A 14,944-nucleotide genomic window follows, 5' to 3' on the forward strand; every position below is an offset into this window, starting at 1 on the left:
GGAAGCGGTGCTAAGGACTATGGTCAGAGCCAATTCCACCGCAAATCATCCCTGATCGTGGAACACACCATTCGCTAGATGCGAAACGGTTAGCCTCTAAGGAGCCTTACGGCTGAATCAGGTCACTGACCAGCACCCTAACCAAGTTCGCTCAATTACGCTAGATTTCGCTCATCTCATCAGGCAAACCCTGAACCGTCCCGGCTTCTTCGACACATCCCCCGAAGCTCCAAGGGTGCCCTTCGGCGCCCCTATGGAAGCCACTTAGACCTAAGAAGTTCCCTGCTCGCTCAACGCTACTTTTTTAAACTTATAAAATAGATCTGGCACAACCAGATCGAGTAACTTAACGCCTCCTTCAAGGTGAGCGACAGAACAACCGATTTTTCTAAACTATGTATAAACCGGTTCCATACCGTATAAATATGAACGGCTGCATTTCTAGTTTTCTAGCCCCCCTTAATATTGAAGGGCTCACCGAAAGTGTGAAATCACTACACTCCTGCCTTAAAACCTCAGAAGAAGTTAAGAAAACTCAAAAAACTGACTAAAAACTTGACTAAATCGATATTTTTCGGCGAAGAGAGCTTTTTGCTCAACCAATTTTCATAGTTCTGCACTGGATCACCATTGACAACTTCAATTTTAGGCAGCGCGTATTGGAAAATCACCGCAGCTACGAACTCCATAAGGGATTCGACCATCTGGCAATATATATAAAACTCAAAACCTCACTTTACACATAAGGAATATGGTTCACTAACAAATCAATCTGAAACTCACCAAACATCTTCAATGCCGGACTCTGAGGACAAATTTAATTTTCTACTAGGACCCCAAACCCTGGATAAATTAGCGACGTCATTCGCTGATCGACATAAACAAATATGCCTGGGGATAATGATTGAGGAACGATCCCAGCTTGAGCTACCTTCTCAGAATTACGCTCTACATCATATACTTTGGGGCCTCCAGCTATGCCAACCTACGTTCACCTTCGAACGACTTCTCTAGGCATACCTGCTCGCCCAGCAACTCATAATCCTTTGGCCCACGGTTCAAGTCCGTGTGGGCCCACCAACTCCAAAGCCGCGCATTGCGCGGCTTTTGTGTGTCTGGAAGTCTGTAACATGTAGCCCATTGCCGCCCGCACTGGAGTGCCCACTTTGCCCGTCCTCGATGAAATCGACCGCCAACTGATCGCCGCCTTGCAGATCAATGCTCGTGAAAGTGTGGCCATGCTTGCCCGGCAGCTCGGTATTGCACGCACGACCGTGACGTCGCGCCTGGCACGTCTGGAGAAGACCCAGGTGATTACCGGATACGGTGTGCGCCTGGGCCAGCGGGTGGTGGACGGCGGTTTGCAGGCCTATGTGGGCATTACCGTGCAAGCGCGCTCGGGCAAGGAAGTGTTGCGCAGGCTGAGCGCCATGGCGCAGGTCCAGCAGTTGTGTGCGGTCAGCGGTGAATTCGATTATGTGGCATGGCTGCGCACCGATTCGCCGGAGCAACTGGATCAATTGCTGGACCAGATCGGCAGCGTAGACGGCGTTGAGAAAACCACCACCTCGATCATCCTCAGCAGTAAATTGGACCGCGGCCAGCCAATCTGAGCATCGATTTCGTCACTTTGACTGAAAGCATTCCAATCCGACGACACTTTGCGTCTTATTAACGAACGCTGCGCTCCCTAAACTGGTTGCCATCTTTTCCTATACTCAGCGGGACATGTCCCGCCGAGTCGCCAGCCAGGTTTGCCATGAACGAATCCAACAAGAAGACTTTCCACAAGAACAATCGTCACCCTGCAGACGGCAAAAAGCCCATCACCGTCTTCGGCCCGGACTTTCCGTTTGCCTTTGATGACTGGATCGAACACCCCGCCGGGCTGGGCAGTATTCCCGCCGTCCATCATGGCGCTGAAGTCGCCATTGTCGGCGCCGGGATCGCCGGGCTGGTGGCCGCTTACGAGCTGATGAAGCTGGGCCTGAAACCCGTGGTGTACGAAGCCTCGAAGATGGGCGGCCGCTTGCGCTCCCAAGCGTTTGAAGGCGCCGAGGGCATCATCGCCGAGCTGGGTGGCATGCGTTTCCCGGTGTCGTCCACCGCGTTCTACCACTATGTGGACAAGCTGGGCCTGGAAACCAAACCCTTCCCCAACCCGCTGACCCCGGCCTCCGGCAGCACTGTGATCGACCTCGAAGGCCAGACCCACTACGCGCAAAAACTCTCCGATCTGCCTGCGCTGTTCCAGGAAGTGGCCGACGCCTGGGCCGATGCGTTGGAAGACGGCTCGCAATTCGGTGATATCCAACAAGCTATTCGCGATCGCGACGTACCACGCCTCAAGGAGCTGTGGAATAAGCTGGTGCCACTGTGGGACGACCGCACCTTCTACGACTTCGTCGCCACCTCCAAAGCCTTCGCCAAGCTGTCGTTCCTGCACCGCGAAGTGTTCGGGCAAGTGGGCTTCGGCACCGGTGGCTGGGATTCGGACTTCCCCAACTCCATGCTGGAGATCTTCCGCGTGGTCATGACCAACTGCGACGATCACCAACACCTGGTCGTTGGCGGTGTGGCGCAGGTGCCCATGGGCATCTGGCGTCATGTGCCGGAACGCTGCGCCCATTGGCCGGCAGGCACCAGCCTCAGCTCGCTGCACCGGGGCGCGCCGCGGGCCGGCGTGAAGCGTATTGCCCACGCGGCCGACGGCCGTTTCGCAGTGACCGACAACTACGGCGACACCCGCGAATACGCCGCTGTGCTGACCACCTGCCAAAGCTGGTTGCTGACCACTCAGATCGAGTGCGATGAAACGTTGTTCTCGCAAAAGATGTGGATGGCCCTCGACCGTACCCGCTACATGCAATCGTCGAAGACCTTTGTGATGGTCGACCGGCCATTCTGGAAAGACAAAGACCCGGAAACCGGCCGCGACCTGATGAGCATGACCCTGACCGATCGCCTGACCCGTGGCACTTACCTGTTCGACAATGGTGACGATAAACCGGGGGTTATCTGCCTGTCGTATTCGTGGATGAGCGACGCGCTGAAAATGCTGCCGCAGCCCATCGATAAACGCGTGAAGCTGGCCCTCGACGCCCTGAAGAAGATTTACCCTAAAGTCGACATCAAGGCGCGCATCATCGGCGACCCGATCACCGTGTCCTGGGAAGCCGACCCGCATTTCCTCGGTGCCTTCAAAGGCGCGTTGCCCGGGCACTATCGCTACAACCAGCGGATGTATGCGCACTTCATGCAGAAGGACATGCCCGCCGAACAACGTGGGATCTTTATCGCCGGCGACGACGTGTCGTGGACCCCGGCCTGGGTGGAAGGCGCGGTTCAGACCTCGCTGAACGCGGTGTGGGGCATCATGACCCATTTCGGCGGCAGTACTCATCCGGAAAACCCAGGCCCGGGTGATGTATTTGACGAAATCGGGCCGATCGCCCTGGCGGATTAAGGAGTTCAACATGCGCGTCGCCCTGTACCAATGCCCACCACGACCGCTGGATGTGGCCGGCAACCTCAAGCGCCTGCATCAACTGGCACACGAGGCGGCGGGTGCCGATCTGCTGGTGCTGCCGGAAATGTTCCTCAGCGGCTACAACATCGGCGCCAAAGCCGTTGGTGCGCTGGCAGAAGCCCAGGACGGCGCGTCGGCGCAGGCGATTGCCACATTTGCCAGAAGCGCCGGGCTGGCGATTCTGTACGGCTACCCGGAGCGCGCCGACGACGGGCAGATCTACAACGCCGTGCAATTGATCGACGCCAACGGTCAGCGCCTGTGCAACTACCGCAAGACTCACCTGTTCGGTGATCTGGACCACTCGATGTTCAGCGCCGGGGAAGACGATTTCCCGCTGGTGGAATTGAATGGATGGAAGCTGGGCTTCCTGATCTGCTACGACCTGGAGTTCCCGGAAAATACCCGACGCCTGGCCTTGGCCGGTGCCCAGTTGATCCTGGTTCCCACCGCCAATATGGTGCCGTTCGACTTTGTCGCCGACGTCACCGTGCGTGCGCGGGCTTTCGAAAACCAGTGCTACGTGGCCTACGCCAACTATTGTGGGCATGAAGACGAGATTCAGTATTGTGGGCAAAGCAGCATTGCCGCGCCGAATGGCCAGCGAATCGCCCAGGCCGGGCTGGATGAAGCCTTGATTGTGGGTGAGCTGAATCACCAGGCGATCCTTGATGCCCGCGCGGCCAATCACTACTTGCAGGACCGTCGCCCGGAGCTCTACGGCGCGCTGAACGAGCCCTGACCCAACCGGTTTGCCGGCGGTTTGTTAACATGGCCACATCCTACGTTTCGGAAGTGTCCATGCCTGCGCCGGCCTACCCCCATCATCGTCATCTGACCCTGGCTAATGGCTTGCGGGTTTCTTTGCGTCATGCATCCCGCTTGAAGCGTTGCGCCGCCGTCGTGCGGGTTGCCGCCGGCAGCCACGATGTGCCCTTGGCGTGGCCGGGGCTGGCGCATTTTCTTGAGCATTTGTTGTTCCTGGGCAACGAGCGCTTTCCCGCGAGCGAAGGCTTGATGGCCTACGTGCAGCGTCACGGTGGTCAGGTCAACGCCAGCACCCGTGAGCGCACCACCGACTTCTTTTTCGAGTTGCCGATGTCGACCTTTGCCGATGGGCTGGAGCGGCTGGCCGAAATGCTGGCTCATCCGCGCCTGGCAATTGAAGACCAACTGCGTGAACGCGAAGTGGTGCACGCAGAGTTTGTCGCCTGGTCCCAGGATGCCGAGGCGCAACGGCAGGTGGCATTGCTGGAAGGCCTGGCCGATGATCATCCGCTGCGTGGTTTTCATGCCGGTAATCGCGACAGCCTGGCGGTGGAAAGCGCGTCGTTTCAGCAAGCGCTGAAGCAATTCCACGCCGACTTCTATCAGAGCGGGCAGATGACCCTGAGCCTTGCCGGCCCCCAGCCGTTGGAAGAACTAGAAGCCCTGGCACGTCGGTTCGGCGAACAACTGACCTCGGGGGAACGGCGCCCGCAGGCCGCTGCGCCTGCACTGATGCCTGGCCAGACCCGGAGTTATTGGCACACCGCCGATGGTCACCTGCACCACGTCATTGCCTGCGACGTACCACGCCAGGCCCTGGATTTTCTCTGTGCCTGGCTCAACACCTCGGCGCCCGGCGGGTTGCTGGCTGAACTGAAAACCCGAAAGCTGGCCAGCGCACTGCATGCTCGCGTGATGTATCACTTCGCCGGGCAAGCGCTGCTGGATATCGACTTTGTTCCGGGCATTCACGCTGACTCGGCGGCGCTGATCGAGACATTGCTGTACGACTGGATGAGCTTTTTCGCACACAGTGACTGGTCATCACTGCGCGAAGAATTCGCCCTGCTGGCGGCGCGCCAACTTCAGGTCCAGGGCGCCCTGGAGTTGGCACGGCACGAAAGCGAAGAGCTGTCGGAGCACAGCGTCACTGCGTTGAAGGCCCTGCTTGACTCACTGCATCTGGAGCCCGCTCGGCACACTTGGCAGTTGCCCCCCAACAACCCCTTCCTGCGCCCGCCCGTCAAAGAAGAGCGCGCCGGGCTGATTCGCGGCCAGACCAGCGCCCATCGGGGCTTGCGTACCTTTGCCCAGGATCGCTCCCGAGGACGACGCGAGGTGTCGGCGCTGACATTCAGCAAAGCCTTGGCCGATGACACCGATGAAGGGGCGCTGTATCTGCATTGGCGGTTTGATTCAAGCGTACCTGCCGGGCTGGAAAACGCCTTGCAATCGTTACGGGAGAACGCCCATCAGGCGGGCGTCGAATTGTCCTTCGAAACCCTCGCCAATGACTGGTTGGTGAAAATGACCGGCCTCCACGAACCGATGCCGACCGTGCTCGAAGCATTGGCGCACCATCTGAGTCTGCCCGCGCAAGCCTTGACGCCCTCCAACGCAACGCCGCTGATTGCCATCCGAGAACTGCTCAAGGCGCTTCCTGCTTGCTGTGCCGGTGCTCGCCCGCCGGCCGGCGAGATGCCGGTATCGTGGGACACCGCGCGTTGGCAAGGATTGGGCCTGGGGTTGCCCGCCGCGTGCGAAGCCCTGATCAAAACCGCTGCCGCCCGCCTGCCTGGGCAGCCGGCGACCATCGAGTGCCCATCCCAGTCGATGGGTGGTCAGCACCTCTGGCACGCGGTGAAAACCGCGTCCAGCGAAGCGGCTTTACTGCTGTTTTGCCCTGCACCGACCCAATTCATGGCGGACGAAGCCGCATGGCGTCTGCTCGGGCATCTGCTGCAGACGCCTTTCTATCAACGGCTGCGCGTCGAGTTGCAAGTCGGCTACGCCGTATTCAGCGGCATCCGGCAGATCAACGGGCAGACAGGGCTGCTGTTTGGCGTGCAATCCCCCAGCGTTTCCCTCGCCAACATCGTCGAGCACCTGCAAACATTCCTGAGACAGCTGCCATCGTTGATCGAGGGCAGCGCCGATCTGGGTTGCGAGGACCTGGCACAGCAGCTCACGGCACTCTCTGTCGCCCAAGCCGCCGAGCAGCTGTGGCACGCCCGGTTGGCCGGTCATCCGTCAGGCTATCTGGAGCAGCTTCAACAACTCATCCGAACCCGCACGCGTAAGGATTTACTGCTCGCCGCCCAGCAACTCAACACGGCCTCAGGCGGCTGGCGCTGTGTCGCCAACGGCCCAAGCATCAACGACGGCTGGCAAACGGCAGGCTGATCATTGCCAAGCCTGCAACAGGCTTTTTCTTTGGAGACAGCGCTAACTTGAAAAGAATTGCGTAATATTCATACGCAGTATCTGAACATCTCCGACAGGAGGTGGACTATATGTATTAGTTGGTAGTGAACGTCCCATCCTTTGGTAGGAGTATGAATATGACCTGGTCCAAACCTGCTTACACTGATCTGCGCATCGGTTTCGAAGTCACCATGTACTTCGCCAGCCGTTAATCCGCTGGGTAATACAACGCCTCGGTTCGCCCGGGGCGTTTTTGTTTTGAGCTTTGCTTGATGGAGCGACCATGTTTGTCCAGATTCTAGGTTCCGCCGCCGGCGGTGGCTTCCCGCAGTGGAACTGCAACTGCGTGAACTGCGCAGGTTTTCGTGATGGCAGCCTCAAGGCTCAGGCGCGTACCCAGTCGTCCATCGCGATCTCCGACGATGGCGTGAATTGGGTGCTGTGCAATGCCTCGCCGGATATCCGCGCGCAACTCCAGGGCTTCGCTCCGATGCAACCCGGCCGTGCCCTGCGCGACACCGGCATCAGCGCAATCATCCTGATGGACAGCCAGATCGACCACACTACCGGCCTGCTGAGCCTGCGCGAAGGTTGCCCGCACCAGGTGTGGTGCACCGACATGGTCCACGAAGACTTGAGCACCGGCTTCCCGCTGTTCACCATACTCACCCATTGGAACGGCGGCCTTACCTGGAACCGCATCGAGCTGGACACAAGCTTCACTGTCCCGGCCTGCCCAAACCTGCGCTTTACCCCGCTGCCACTGCGCAGCGCCGCGCCGCCCTACTCGCCACACCGCTTCGATCCACACCCGGGCGACAACATCGGCCTGATCGTCGAAGACCTGCGCACCGGCGGCAAACTGTTCTACGCCCCGGGCCTGGGTAAGGTCGACGCGCCGCTGCTGGAGATCATGGCCGGCAGCGATTGCCTGCTGGTGGACGGCACGATGTGGGATGACGATGAAATGCAGCGCCGTGGCGTCGGCACCCGCACCGGCCGCGAGATGGGCCACTTGGCCCAGAACGGCCCCGGCGGCATGCTCGAAGTGCTTGCGCAGTTGCCTGAACAGCGCAAGGTACTTATCCACATCAACAACACCAATCCGATCCTCGATGAAGACTCCCCCGAGCGGGCGGAATTGGTGCGACGCAATGTTGAAGTAGCTTACGACGGCATGAGCATCGAACTGTAGGAGCAGGCTTGCCCACGAACCCCAAGGGCACCGCGCTTATTCAGAATGCCCCCGTCATCGTTAACGACCTTCGCGAGCAAGCTCGCTCCTGCTGGAGACCTCTTATGACTGAAAGACCGATGAACACCGCAGAGTTTGAAAAGGCCCTGCGGTCCAAAGGCGCCTTCTACCATATCCATCACCCCTACCATGTGGCGATGTATGAAGGCCGTGCCACCCGCGAGCAGATCCAGGGCTGGGTTGCCAACCGCTTCTACTATCAGGTGAATATCCCGCTGAAAGACGCGGCGATCCTGGCCAACTGCCCGGACCGTGAGATCCGTCGCGAGTGGATTCAACGCCTGCTTGACCACGACGGCGCCCCCGGCGAGGACGGCGGGATCGAAGCCTGGCTGCGTCTCGGCCAGGCCGTCGGTCTGGACCCCGATCAACTGCGCTCCCAGGAACTGGTGTTGCCCGGGGTGCGTTTTGCGGTCGATGCCTACGTCAACTTCGCCCGCCGCGCCAGTTGGCAAGAAGCCGCCAGCAGTTCGCTGACCGAGCTGTTCGCCCCTCAGATCCACCAGTCGCGCCTCGACAGCTGGCCGCAGCATTACCCGTGGATCGATCCGGCCGGCTACGAGTATTTCCGTACCCGCCTGGGCCAAGCCCGTCGCGACGTGGAGCATGGGCTGGCAATTACCCTGCAGCACTACACCACCCGTGAGGGCCAGGAGCGCATGCTGGAAATACTTCAGTTCAAACTGGATATTTTGTGGAGCATGCTGGACGCCATGAGCATGGCCTATGAACTCAACCGCCCGCCCTATCACAGCGTGACCGAGCAACGGGTATGGCATAAAGGGATCACCCTATGAGCTTTGATCGCAGCAAAAAACCGACCTGGCGCCAGGGCTATCGCTACCAGTACGAACCCGCGCAAAAGGGCCATGTGTTGCTGTATCCCGAAGGCATGATCAAGCTCAACGACAGCGCCGCATTGATCGGTGGTTTGATCGACGGCGAGCGTGACGTCGCGGCCATCATTGCCGAGCTGGATAAACAATTCCCCGGTGTACCTGAGCTCGGTGAAGACATCGAGCAATTCATGGAGGTCGCCCGTGCCGAGCACTGGATCACCCTTGCCTGAGAAACCCGCTGTCGGCCTGCCGCTGTGGTTGCTCGCCGAGCTGACTTACCGCTGCCCGCTGCAATGCCCGTATTGCTCCAACCCATTGGACTTTGCCGAGCAAGGCAAGGAGCTGAGCACCGCGCAGTGGATCAAGGTGTTTCGCGAAGCGCGGGAAATGGGGGCGGCACAACTGGGCTTTTCCGGCGGTGAACCGCTGGTGCGCCAAGACCTCGCCGAGCTGATCGCCGAAGCGCGCCAGTTGGGGTTCTACACCAACCTGATCACCTCCGGCATCGGTCTCACCGAGCAGAAAATCAGCGACTTCAAGAAAGCCGGCCTGGACCATATCCAGATCAGCTTCCAGGCCAGCGATGAACAGGTGAACAACCTGCTGGCCGGTTCGAAAAAAGCCTTCGCGCAAAAGCTGGAAATGGCCCGCGCGGTCAAGGCCCATGGCTATCCGATGGTGCTGAACTTTGTCACCCATCGGCACAATATCGACAAGATCGACCGCATCATCGAACTGTGCATCGCGTTGGAAGCCGACTTCGTCGAACTCGCCACCTGCCAATTCTATGGCTGGGCGCAGCTCAACCGTGTGGGGTTGTTGCCAACTAAAGAGCAATTGGTGCGCGCCGAACGCATCACCAACGAATACCGCGCCAAGCTGGAAGCCGAAGGGCACCCCTGCAAGCTGATATTCGTCACCCCGGACTACTACGAGGAGCGCCCCAAAGCCTGCATGAACGGCTGGGGCAGTATCTTTCTGACAGTGACGCCAGACGGCACCGCCCTGCCCTGCCATGGCGCCCGACAAATGCCGGTGCAGTTTCCCAACGTGCGCGATCACAGCATGCAGCACATCTGGTACGACTCATTCGGCTTCAATCGCTTTCGCGGCTATGACTGGATGCCTGAACCGTGCCGTTCATGTGATGAAAAGGAAAAGGACTTCGGCGGCTGCCGCTGCCAGGCCTTCATGCTGACGGGAGATGCCGGCAATGCCGACCCGGTATGCAGCAAGTCCGAGCAGCATGGCATCATCCTGCAAGCGAGGGAGGAAGCCGAGCACGCCACCCAGACCATTGAGCAACTGGCCTTTCGCAATGAGCGCAACTCACGGCTCATCGCCAAAGGCTGAGCCTCAGCGTTTGGCGATGATATACACCGCGTGCACGATGCCCGGGATGTAGCCGCACAGGGTCAGCAGAATATTCAGCCAGAACGCGCCGCCGAAACCCACTTGCAGAAATACACCCAGTGGCGGCAACAGAATGGCGATGATGATACGAATGAAATCCATAGGGTCAGCTCCAGAAAATCGGCTCGTGTGAGCCGTGTAGCTAATCGACCTTGGGGGTTTGCGAGGGTTCAGTGGGATCCGGCATTGGGCCATCGCGCAGTGGGCAGACAAAAAAACGCCTCCAGCCAAAAGAATCAGGCTGGAGGCGCCGCGTAGGCCGCGAGACGGTTCAGGAATAAGGATTTAAACGGCGATGCCCTTGCGGCATTGCAACTGCGCGGTGCGCACGCGGGAGAAGGCGCGGGCCAGGCGCAGGAGCATTTCGTCTATGTTGCTTTTGCTCACCGTCAGGGCCGGAGTGAAGCGCAAACAGTTGGGTTGCGGGGCCTTGAGGATCAGGCCTTCGTGCAGGGCGGCCTTTACGACGGCATCCGCAGAATCATCCGACAACGTCAGGCCCCACATCAGGCCTTGGCCGCGCAATTGGCCGTGATCGTAACGATAAGCCAGGCGAGCGAGGCCTTCGCCAAGGTAAAGGCCAGCCTCACGCACACGCTCGAGGAAGCCGGGCTCCAGCACCGTATCGAGGACCGCCAGACCGGCCGACGCCATCAACGCATTACCATGATGGGTGCCCTCCAACTCGCCGATTTCAAAGCAGCAGGCTTTGCCGCGTGCCAGCAGCGCCGCCAGCGGCACACCGCCGCCCAGTCCTTTGCCGAGGGTGATGATGTCGGCACTGACGCCGTATTGCTGTTCGGCGAGCAAGGTGCCGCAACGGCCGATGCCGGTTTGCACTTCATCAAGAATCAGCAGGATGCCCAGCTCGCGGCACAGGCGCTCGACGCCTTTGAGGTAATGCTCGGTGGCCGGAATCACGCCGGCTTCGGCCTGGATCGGTTCGAGCAGGATGGCAACCGTCTGAGCATCCACTGCCGCATGCAGGGCAGGCAGGTCATTGAAGGGGACATGGCTGAAGCCAGGCAGTGACGGCGCAAAGGGGTTGCCCCCAGCGCCCGCCGAGGCCGCCATCGCCGCGAAACTGCGACCATGGCAACCGTTGCCGGCGCTGATGATGTGATAGGCGCCGCCGCGATGCAGTTGGCCCCATTTGCGCGCCAGTTTGATTGCGGCTTCGCAGGCTTCCGCGCCGCTGTTGAGCAGGTAGCCCTGGTTGCTGGCGGTACGCTGGCACAAGCGATCAATGAGGTTGAGCTGGGTGCGGTTGTGCAGACCAATGCCCGGGTTGATCAGCGTTTGGGTCTGTTCGGCCAGCGCCTTGATCAGCACCTGCGGACTATGGCCGAGGCTGTTGGCGGCGCCGCCCTGGTTGAAATCCAGATAGGCACGGTCATCGCAATCCCAAAGCCAGGAGCCCTGACCGCGTACGAACACCTGAGCAGGCCGCGCAACGCCTGGCATCAGGCATTCGCTGGAAGGGGTACTGCCGGCGGTGTCCAGAATCAGATCGTCCAGGCTCGGCGCGGGGCGACGGAACAGGTTCACAATTCACCTCCGATAGCAATCCGACCTTGATCGGTGCACGGTGCCCATACGGCCTTGAGGTTTTTTGCCTTGCCTATGTAAACGCTATCAAGATAAACGCTGTTCATTGCCCGATCCGGCCCTGTAAGCCCTGCGAATAGGCGCTAGACTAGGCGTCTGCGAGGCCGACGGCCATTTCGATTTTCCAGCTTTTTCGATAAGTAAGTCTTATGGATTTCAAGCAACTGCGTTATTTCGTCGCGGTGTATGAGGAAGGCCACGTAGGCCGTGCCGCTGAACGGCTGTCGATCTCTCAACCGGCGTTGTCGCAACAGATCCGCCAGTTGGAACAACACCTGGATGTGAGCCTGTTCGAACGCAGCAGCAAGCGTCTGTTACCCACCCTGGCCGCTCATACGTTGTACAACCATGCCTTGCCGCTGATCGATGGCATGCAGCAAGCCGTTGAAGCCTTGGGCAACTTCAAGGGCCAGGCGATGCGTACCTTGGCCATCGGCGTGCTGCAGACGGTGCACACCAGCCTGGTTCCGCAAATGCTGGAGCGCGTGCGCAAGGCACAGCCCCACTTGGTGGTGCAGATCTACGAACTGACCGGCCTTGAAATTGAACGGCGCCTGCTCAACGGCTCGCTGGACATCGGCATCAGCTACCTGCCGCCACGCCAGCCGGGGTTGCACGGCGTGCTGCTGTATGAGGATGAGTTGAAGGTGGTGATCCCCGAAGACCACCCCTTGCGCGAATTCAAGAAAGTCTCGCTGAAGCAGGCGGCGGAGTTGCCGATGTTGCTGTTGGGGGAAGAGTTTCAAGTGCGCCAGATCTGGCAGGGCCAGCTGTCCAACCTCGGGCGGCGTCCGCAAGTGCAGGCAGAGCTCAACACCATGGTGAGCATTCTCGACAGCCTGCCCCACACCAGACTGGCCACGGTGCTGCCGGGGCGATCCCAGGACGAACACAACAGCAAGGCGTTGTTGTGGAAACCCTTGAGTGAACCCAGGGTGCCGCTGAAAGTGGGGTTGGTGTGCCGTGATCTACAGCGACAGCAGGCGACCGTGGCCTTGTTGCGCACGCTGCTGGAAGACGTGATGAATGCCCCGCAAGCAAGCGCCTGACTTTTTCGCGGGCAAAAGAAAACCCCGCCGAAGCGGGGCTTTGCAGACTGTTTCCCTGACATCCATTTCACTCCGCCGTCCTGGCAGAATCCTACGTGTCCGTGTTGTTGCTTTGCGCTTCCTGCGCGACGTCCATGTGAAGTAGATTATCGGTGGATCCAATTTGGCGATAGAGGACGAATAGCAGCACGTCATGTAAGAGAATGCTTACACGCCCTCAAAGCCTTCAGAACAGTGCCTCATCCAGCAAAAACAGCGATTCACTGCCCGCTTTTACCGAGGCACTCAGCGAGTGGATGCGTGGCAACAGGCGTGCGAAGTAAAAACGTGCCGTGCCGAGTTTGCTGGCGTAGAAGTCCTCTTCAGATTCCTTGCCCATTGCGGCCTTGGCCATGCGTGCCCACATGTAGGCGTAGGCCATGTAACCAAAAGCTTGCAAATATTCAACCGAAGCCGCGCCGATCTCATTCGGGTTGGTCTTGGCGCGGTCCAGCACCCAGGCGGTCAATTCATCCAGGTTATCCACCGCTTCGCTGAGTGGTCGGGTGAACTCGCCCAGGTCGGCATTCGCCGTGGCGATGAACTGTCGGATTTCATCGGCAAACAGGGTGTAGAACTTGCCACCGCTGCCAACGATCTTGCGCCCCATCAAGTCCAGGGCCTGAATGCCGTTGGTGCCTTCGTAGATCTGGGTGATACGCACATCACGCACCAATTGTTCCTGGCCCCATTCACGGATGTAACCGTGGCCGCCGAACACTTGCTGGCCGAGTACGGTGGTTTCCAGGCCCAGGTCGGTGAGAAACGCCTTCGCTACCGGGGTCAACAGCGCGACCAGGTTATCGGCGCGTTCACGGGCGGCGGCATCTTCGCTGAATTTGGCGATATCCAATTGCGTCGCCACATAGGTGGAGAATGCACGGCCGCCTTCGTTCGCGGCCTTCATGGTCAGCAGCATGCGACGCACATCCGGATGCACGATGATCGGGTCGGCCATTTTGTCTTTGGCCTGGGCGCCGGTCGGTGCACGGCTTTGCAGGCGATCGCGAGCGTATTCAATCGCGTTCTGGTAAGAGCGCTCGCCGGACGCCAAGCCCTGGATACCCACGCCAAGACGTTCGTAGTTCATCATGGTGAACATCGCCGCCAAGCCGCGGTTTGGCTCACCGACCAGATAACCCACGGCTTCATCGAAGTTCATCACGCAGGTCGCAGAAGCCTGGATGCCCATCTTGTGCTCGATGGAGCCACAGCTCACGGTGTTACGTGCGCCCAGGCTGCCGTCGGTGTTCACCATGAACTTCGGCACCAGGAACAGCGAAATTCCCTTGGGACCCGCCGGTGCGTCCGGCAGCTTGGCCAGTACCAGGTGGATAATGTTGTCGGTGAGATCGTGCTCGCCACCGGTGATGAATATCTTGGTTCCGCTGACCTTGTAGGATCCGTCCGCCTGTGGCTCGGCTTTGGTCCGGATCATCCCCAGGTCAGTACCGGCATGAGCTTCAGTCAGGCACATGGAGCCTGCCCACTCACCGGAATACATCTTCGGCAGGTAAGTGGCCTTGAGCTCTTCGCTGGCATGGGTGTTGATCGACACGCAGGCGCCGGAGGTCAACATCGGGTACAGGCCGAACGCCAGGCTCGACGAGTTGATCATTTCTTCGACCTGCGCCGACACGGCCTTGGGCATGCCCATGCCGCCGAAGACCGGATCGCCGCCTACACCCACCCAGCCGCCTTCAGCGTAGGTTTTGTAGGCCTGTGGAAAGCCGTCCGGGGTAAACACCGCGGTGTTATCCCAGCGGCAACCCTGCTCGTCGCCACCACGGCTGAGCGGCGCGATGGACTTGGCGGTGACCTTGCCGGCTTCTTCGAGAATGGCCTCAACGGTTTCGGCATCCACGGTGTCCGCCAATCCCGGCAATTGGGCCCACGTATTGGCGACCTCAAACACTTCGTTGAGGACGAAGCGCATATCACGTAGCGGCGCTTTGTAATCAGCCATGGCAAACCTCGTGAGAACGTGAAAAGTGATTCGATAGGATCGGTTTTATGAGCC

The 14,944-nt window shown here is 59.5% G+C and carries 13 protein-coding genes; 10 read left to right on the forward strand and 3 right to left on the reverse strand.

The window, feature by feature from the left end; all coding sequences use genetic code 11:
- The first annotated feature begins 1,166 nt into the window (after positions 1–1,166).
- The 9 genes from M5B97_RS24185 (at position 1,167) to pqqE (ending at position 10,168) form a co-directional block, all read left to right on the forward strand.
- The gene (locus tag M5B97_RS24185) at positions 1,167–1,613 is read left to right on the forward strand and encodes an Lrp/AsnC family transcriptional regulator (protein ID WP_123717306.1); all 447 of its coding nucleotides are present in this window, start codon (positions 1,167–1,169) and stop codon (positions 1,611–1,613) included.
- Positions 1,614–1,759: 146 nt separating this feature from the next.
- On the forward strand, positions 1,760–3,466 hold the full coding sequence (locus M5B97_RS24190) for an NAD(P)/FAD-dependent oxidoreductase (protein WP_248732899.1): 1,707 nt from the start codon (positions 1,760–1,762) through the stop codon (positions 3,464–3,466).
- A 10-nt stretch (positions 3,467–3,476) separates the two neighbouring features.
- Positions 3,477–4,271, forward strand: coding sequence for a carbon-nitrogen hydrolase family protein (locus M5B97_RS24195; RefSeq protein ID WP_123717304.1), 795 nt, complete (start codon positions 3,477–3,479; stop codon positions 4,269–4,271).
- Between the two features lie 59 nt (positions 4,272–4,330).
- Complete coding sequence (gene pqqF / locus M5B97_RS24200) at positions 4,331–6,700, forward strand: pyrroloquinoline quinone biosynthesis protein PqqF (protein ID WP_248732932.1); 2,370 nt, start codon at positions 4,331–4,333, stop codon at positions 6,698–6,700.
- A gap of 158 nt (positions 6,701–6,858) precedes the next feature.
- Positions 6,859–6,933, forward strand: a complete 75-nt coding sequence (gene pqqA / locus M5B97_RS24205; RefSeq protein WP_003194766.1) for a pyrroloquinoline quinone precursor peptide PqqA — start codon at positions 6,859–6,861, stop codon at positions 6,931–6,933.
- A gap of 71 nt (positions 6,934–7,004) precedes the next feature.
- Positions 7,005–7,916, forward strand: a complete 912-nt coding sequence (gene pqqB / locus M5B97_RS24210) for a pyrroloquinoline quinone biosynthesis protein PqqB (protein WP_248732900.1) — start codon at positions 7,005–7,007, stop codon at positions 7,914–7,916.
- Between the two features lie 104 nt (positions 7,917–8,020).
- Positions 8,021–8,773 carry a pyrroloquinoline-quinone synthase PqqC gene (pqqC, locus tag M5B97_RS24215; RefSeq protein ID WP_248732901.1) on the forward strand — a complete coding sequence of 251 codons (753 nt, stop codon included), beginning with the start codon at positions 8,021–8,023 and terminating at the stop codon, positions 8,771–8,773.
- Positions 8,770–9,045, forward strand: a complete 276-nt coding sequence (pqqD, locus tag M5B97_RS24220; protein ID WP_046069808.1) for a pyrroloquinoline quinone biosynthesis peptide chaperone PqqD — start codon at positions 8,770–8,772, stop codon at positions 9,043–9,045. The genes pqqC and pqqD overlap by 4 nt, the downstream gene beginning before the upstream one ends.
- Entirely contained in the window at positions 9,017–10,168 is a 1,152-nt protein-coding gene (gene pqqE, locus M5B97_RS24225; protein WP_248732902.1) for a pyrroloquinoline quinone biosynthesis protein PqqE, read from the forward strand. The genes pqqD and pqqE overlap by 29 nt, the downstream gene beginning before the upstream one ends.
- 3 nt (positions 10,169–10,171) lie before the next feature.
- On the opposite strand, the gene M5B97_RS24230 is transcribed toward pqqE, so the two are convergent.
- On the reverse strand, positions 10,172–10,330 hold the full coding sequence (locus M5B97_RS24230; protein WP_003228885.1) for a YqaE/Pmp3 family membrane protein: 159 nt from the start codon (positions 10,328–10,330) through the stop codon (positions 10,172–10,174).
- 183 nt (positions 10,331–10,513) lie between these two features.
- A complete protein-coding gene (locus M5B97_RS24235) occupies positions 10,514–11,776 on the reverse strand; it encodes an aminotransferase class III-fold pyridoxal phosphate-dependent enzyme (protein WP_248732903.1) in 1,263 nt (420 codons plus the stop codon).
- A gap of 209 nt (positions 11,777–11,985) precedes the next feature.
- On the opposite strand from M5B97_RS24235, the gene M5B97_RS24240 reads away from it, so the two are divergent.
- Entirely contained in the window at positions 11,986–12,885 is a 900-nt protein-coding gene (locus M5B97_RS24240) for a LysR family transcriptional regulator (RefSeq protein ID WP_123717298.1), read from the forward strand.
- Positions 12,886–13,111: 226 nt separating this feature from the next.
- Here the strand turns inward: M5B97_RS24240 and M5B97_RS24245 are convergent, their stop codons facing one another.
- Positions 13,112–14,890, reverse strand: coding sequence for an acyl-CoA dehydrogenase C-terminal domain-containing protein (locus tag M5B97_RS24245; protein ID WP_123717297.1), 1,779 nt, complete (start codon positions 14,888–14,890; stop codon positions 13,112–13,114).
- Between the last annotated feature and the right edge of the window lie 54 nt (positions 14,891–14,944).

Source organism: Pseudomonas sp. MWU13-2517 (assembly GCF_023242545.1).
Lineage (GTDB): Bacteria > Pseudomonadota > Gammaproteobacteria > Pseudomonadales > Pseudomonadaceae > Aquipseudomonas.

Excerpts from the sequence above, each read along its gene's own strand:
- M5B97_RS24195 (WP_123717304.1), top strand. The coding sequence starts at position 3,477 with ATGCGCGTCGCCCTGTACCAATGCCCACCACGACCGCTGGATGTGGCC.
- M5B97_RS24245 (WP_123717297.1), bottom strand. The coding sequence starts at position 14,890 with ATGGCTGATTACAAAGCGCCGCTACGTGATATGCGCTTCGTCCTCAAC.
- pqqC (WP_248732901.1), top strand. The coding sequence starts at position 8,021 with ATGACTGAAAGACCGATGAACACCGCAGAGTTTGAAAAGGCCCTGCGG.
- M5B97_RS24240 (WP_123717298.1), top strand. The coding sequence starts at position 11,986 with ATGGATTTCAAGCAACTGCGTTATTTCGTCGCGGTGTATGAGGAAGGC.
- M5B97_RS24230 (WP_003228885.1), bottom strand. The coding sequence starts at position 10,330 with ATGGATTTCATTCGTATCATCATCGCCATTCTGTTGCCGCCACTGGGT.
- pqqF (WP_248732932.1), top strand. The coding sequence starts at position 4,331 with ATGCCTGCGCCGGCCTACCCCCATCATCGTCATCTGACCCTGGCTAAT.
- pqqB (WP_248732900.1), top strand. The coding sequence starts at position 7,005 with ATGTTTGTCCAGATTCTAGGTTCCGCCGCCGGCGGTGGCTTCCCGCAG.
- M5B97_RS24190 (WP_248732899.1), top strand. The coding sequence starts at position 1,760 with ATGAACGAATCCAACAAGAAGACTTTCCACAAGAACAATCGTCACCCT.
- pqqD (WP_046069808.1), top strand. The coding sequence starts at position 8,770 with ATGAGCTTTGATCGCAGCAAAAAACCGACCTGGCGCCAGGGCTATCGC.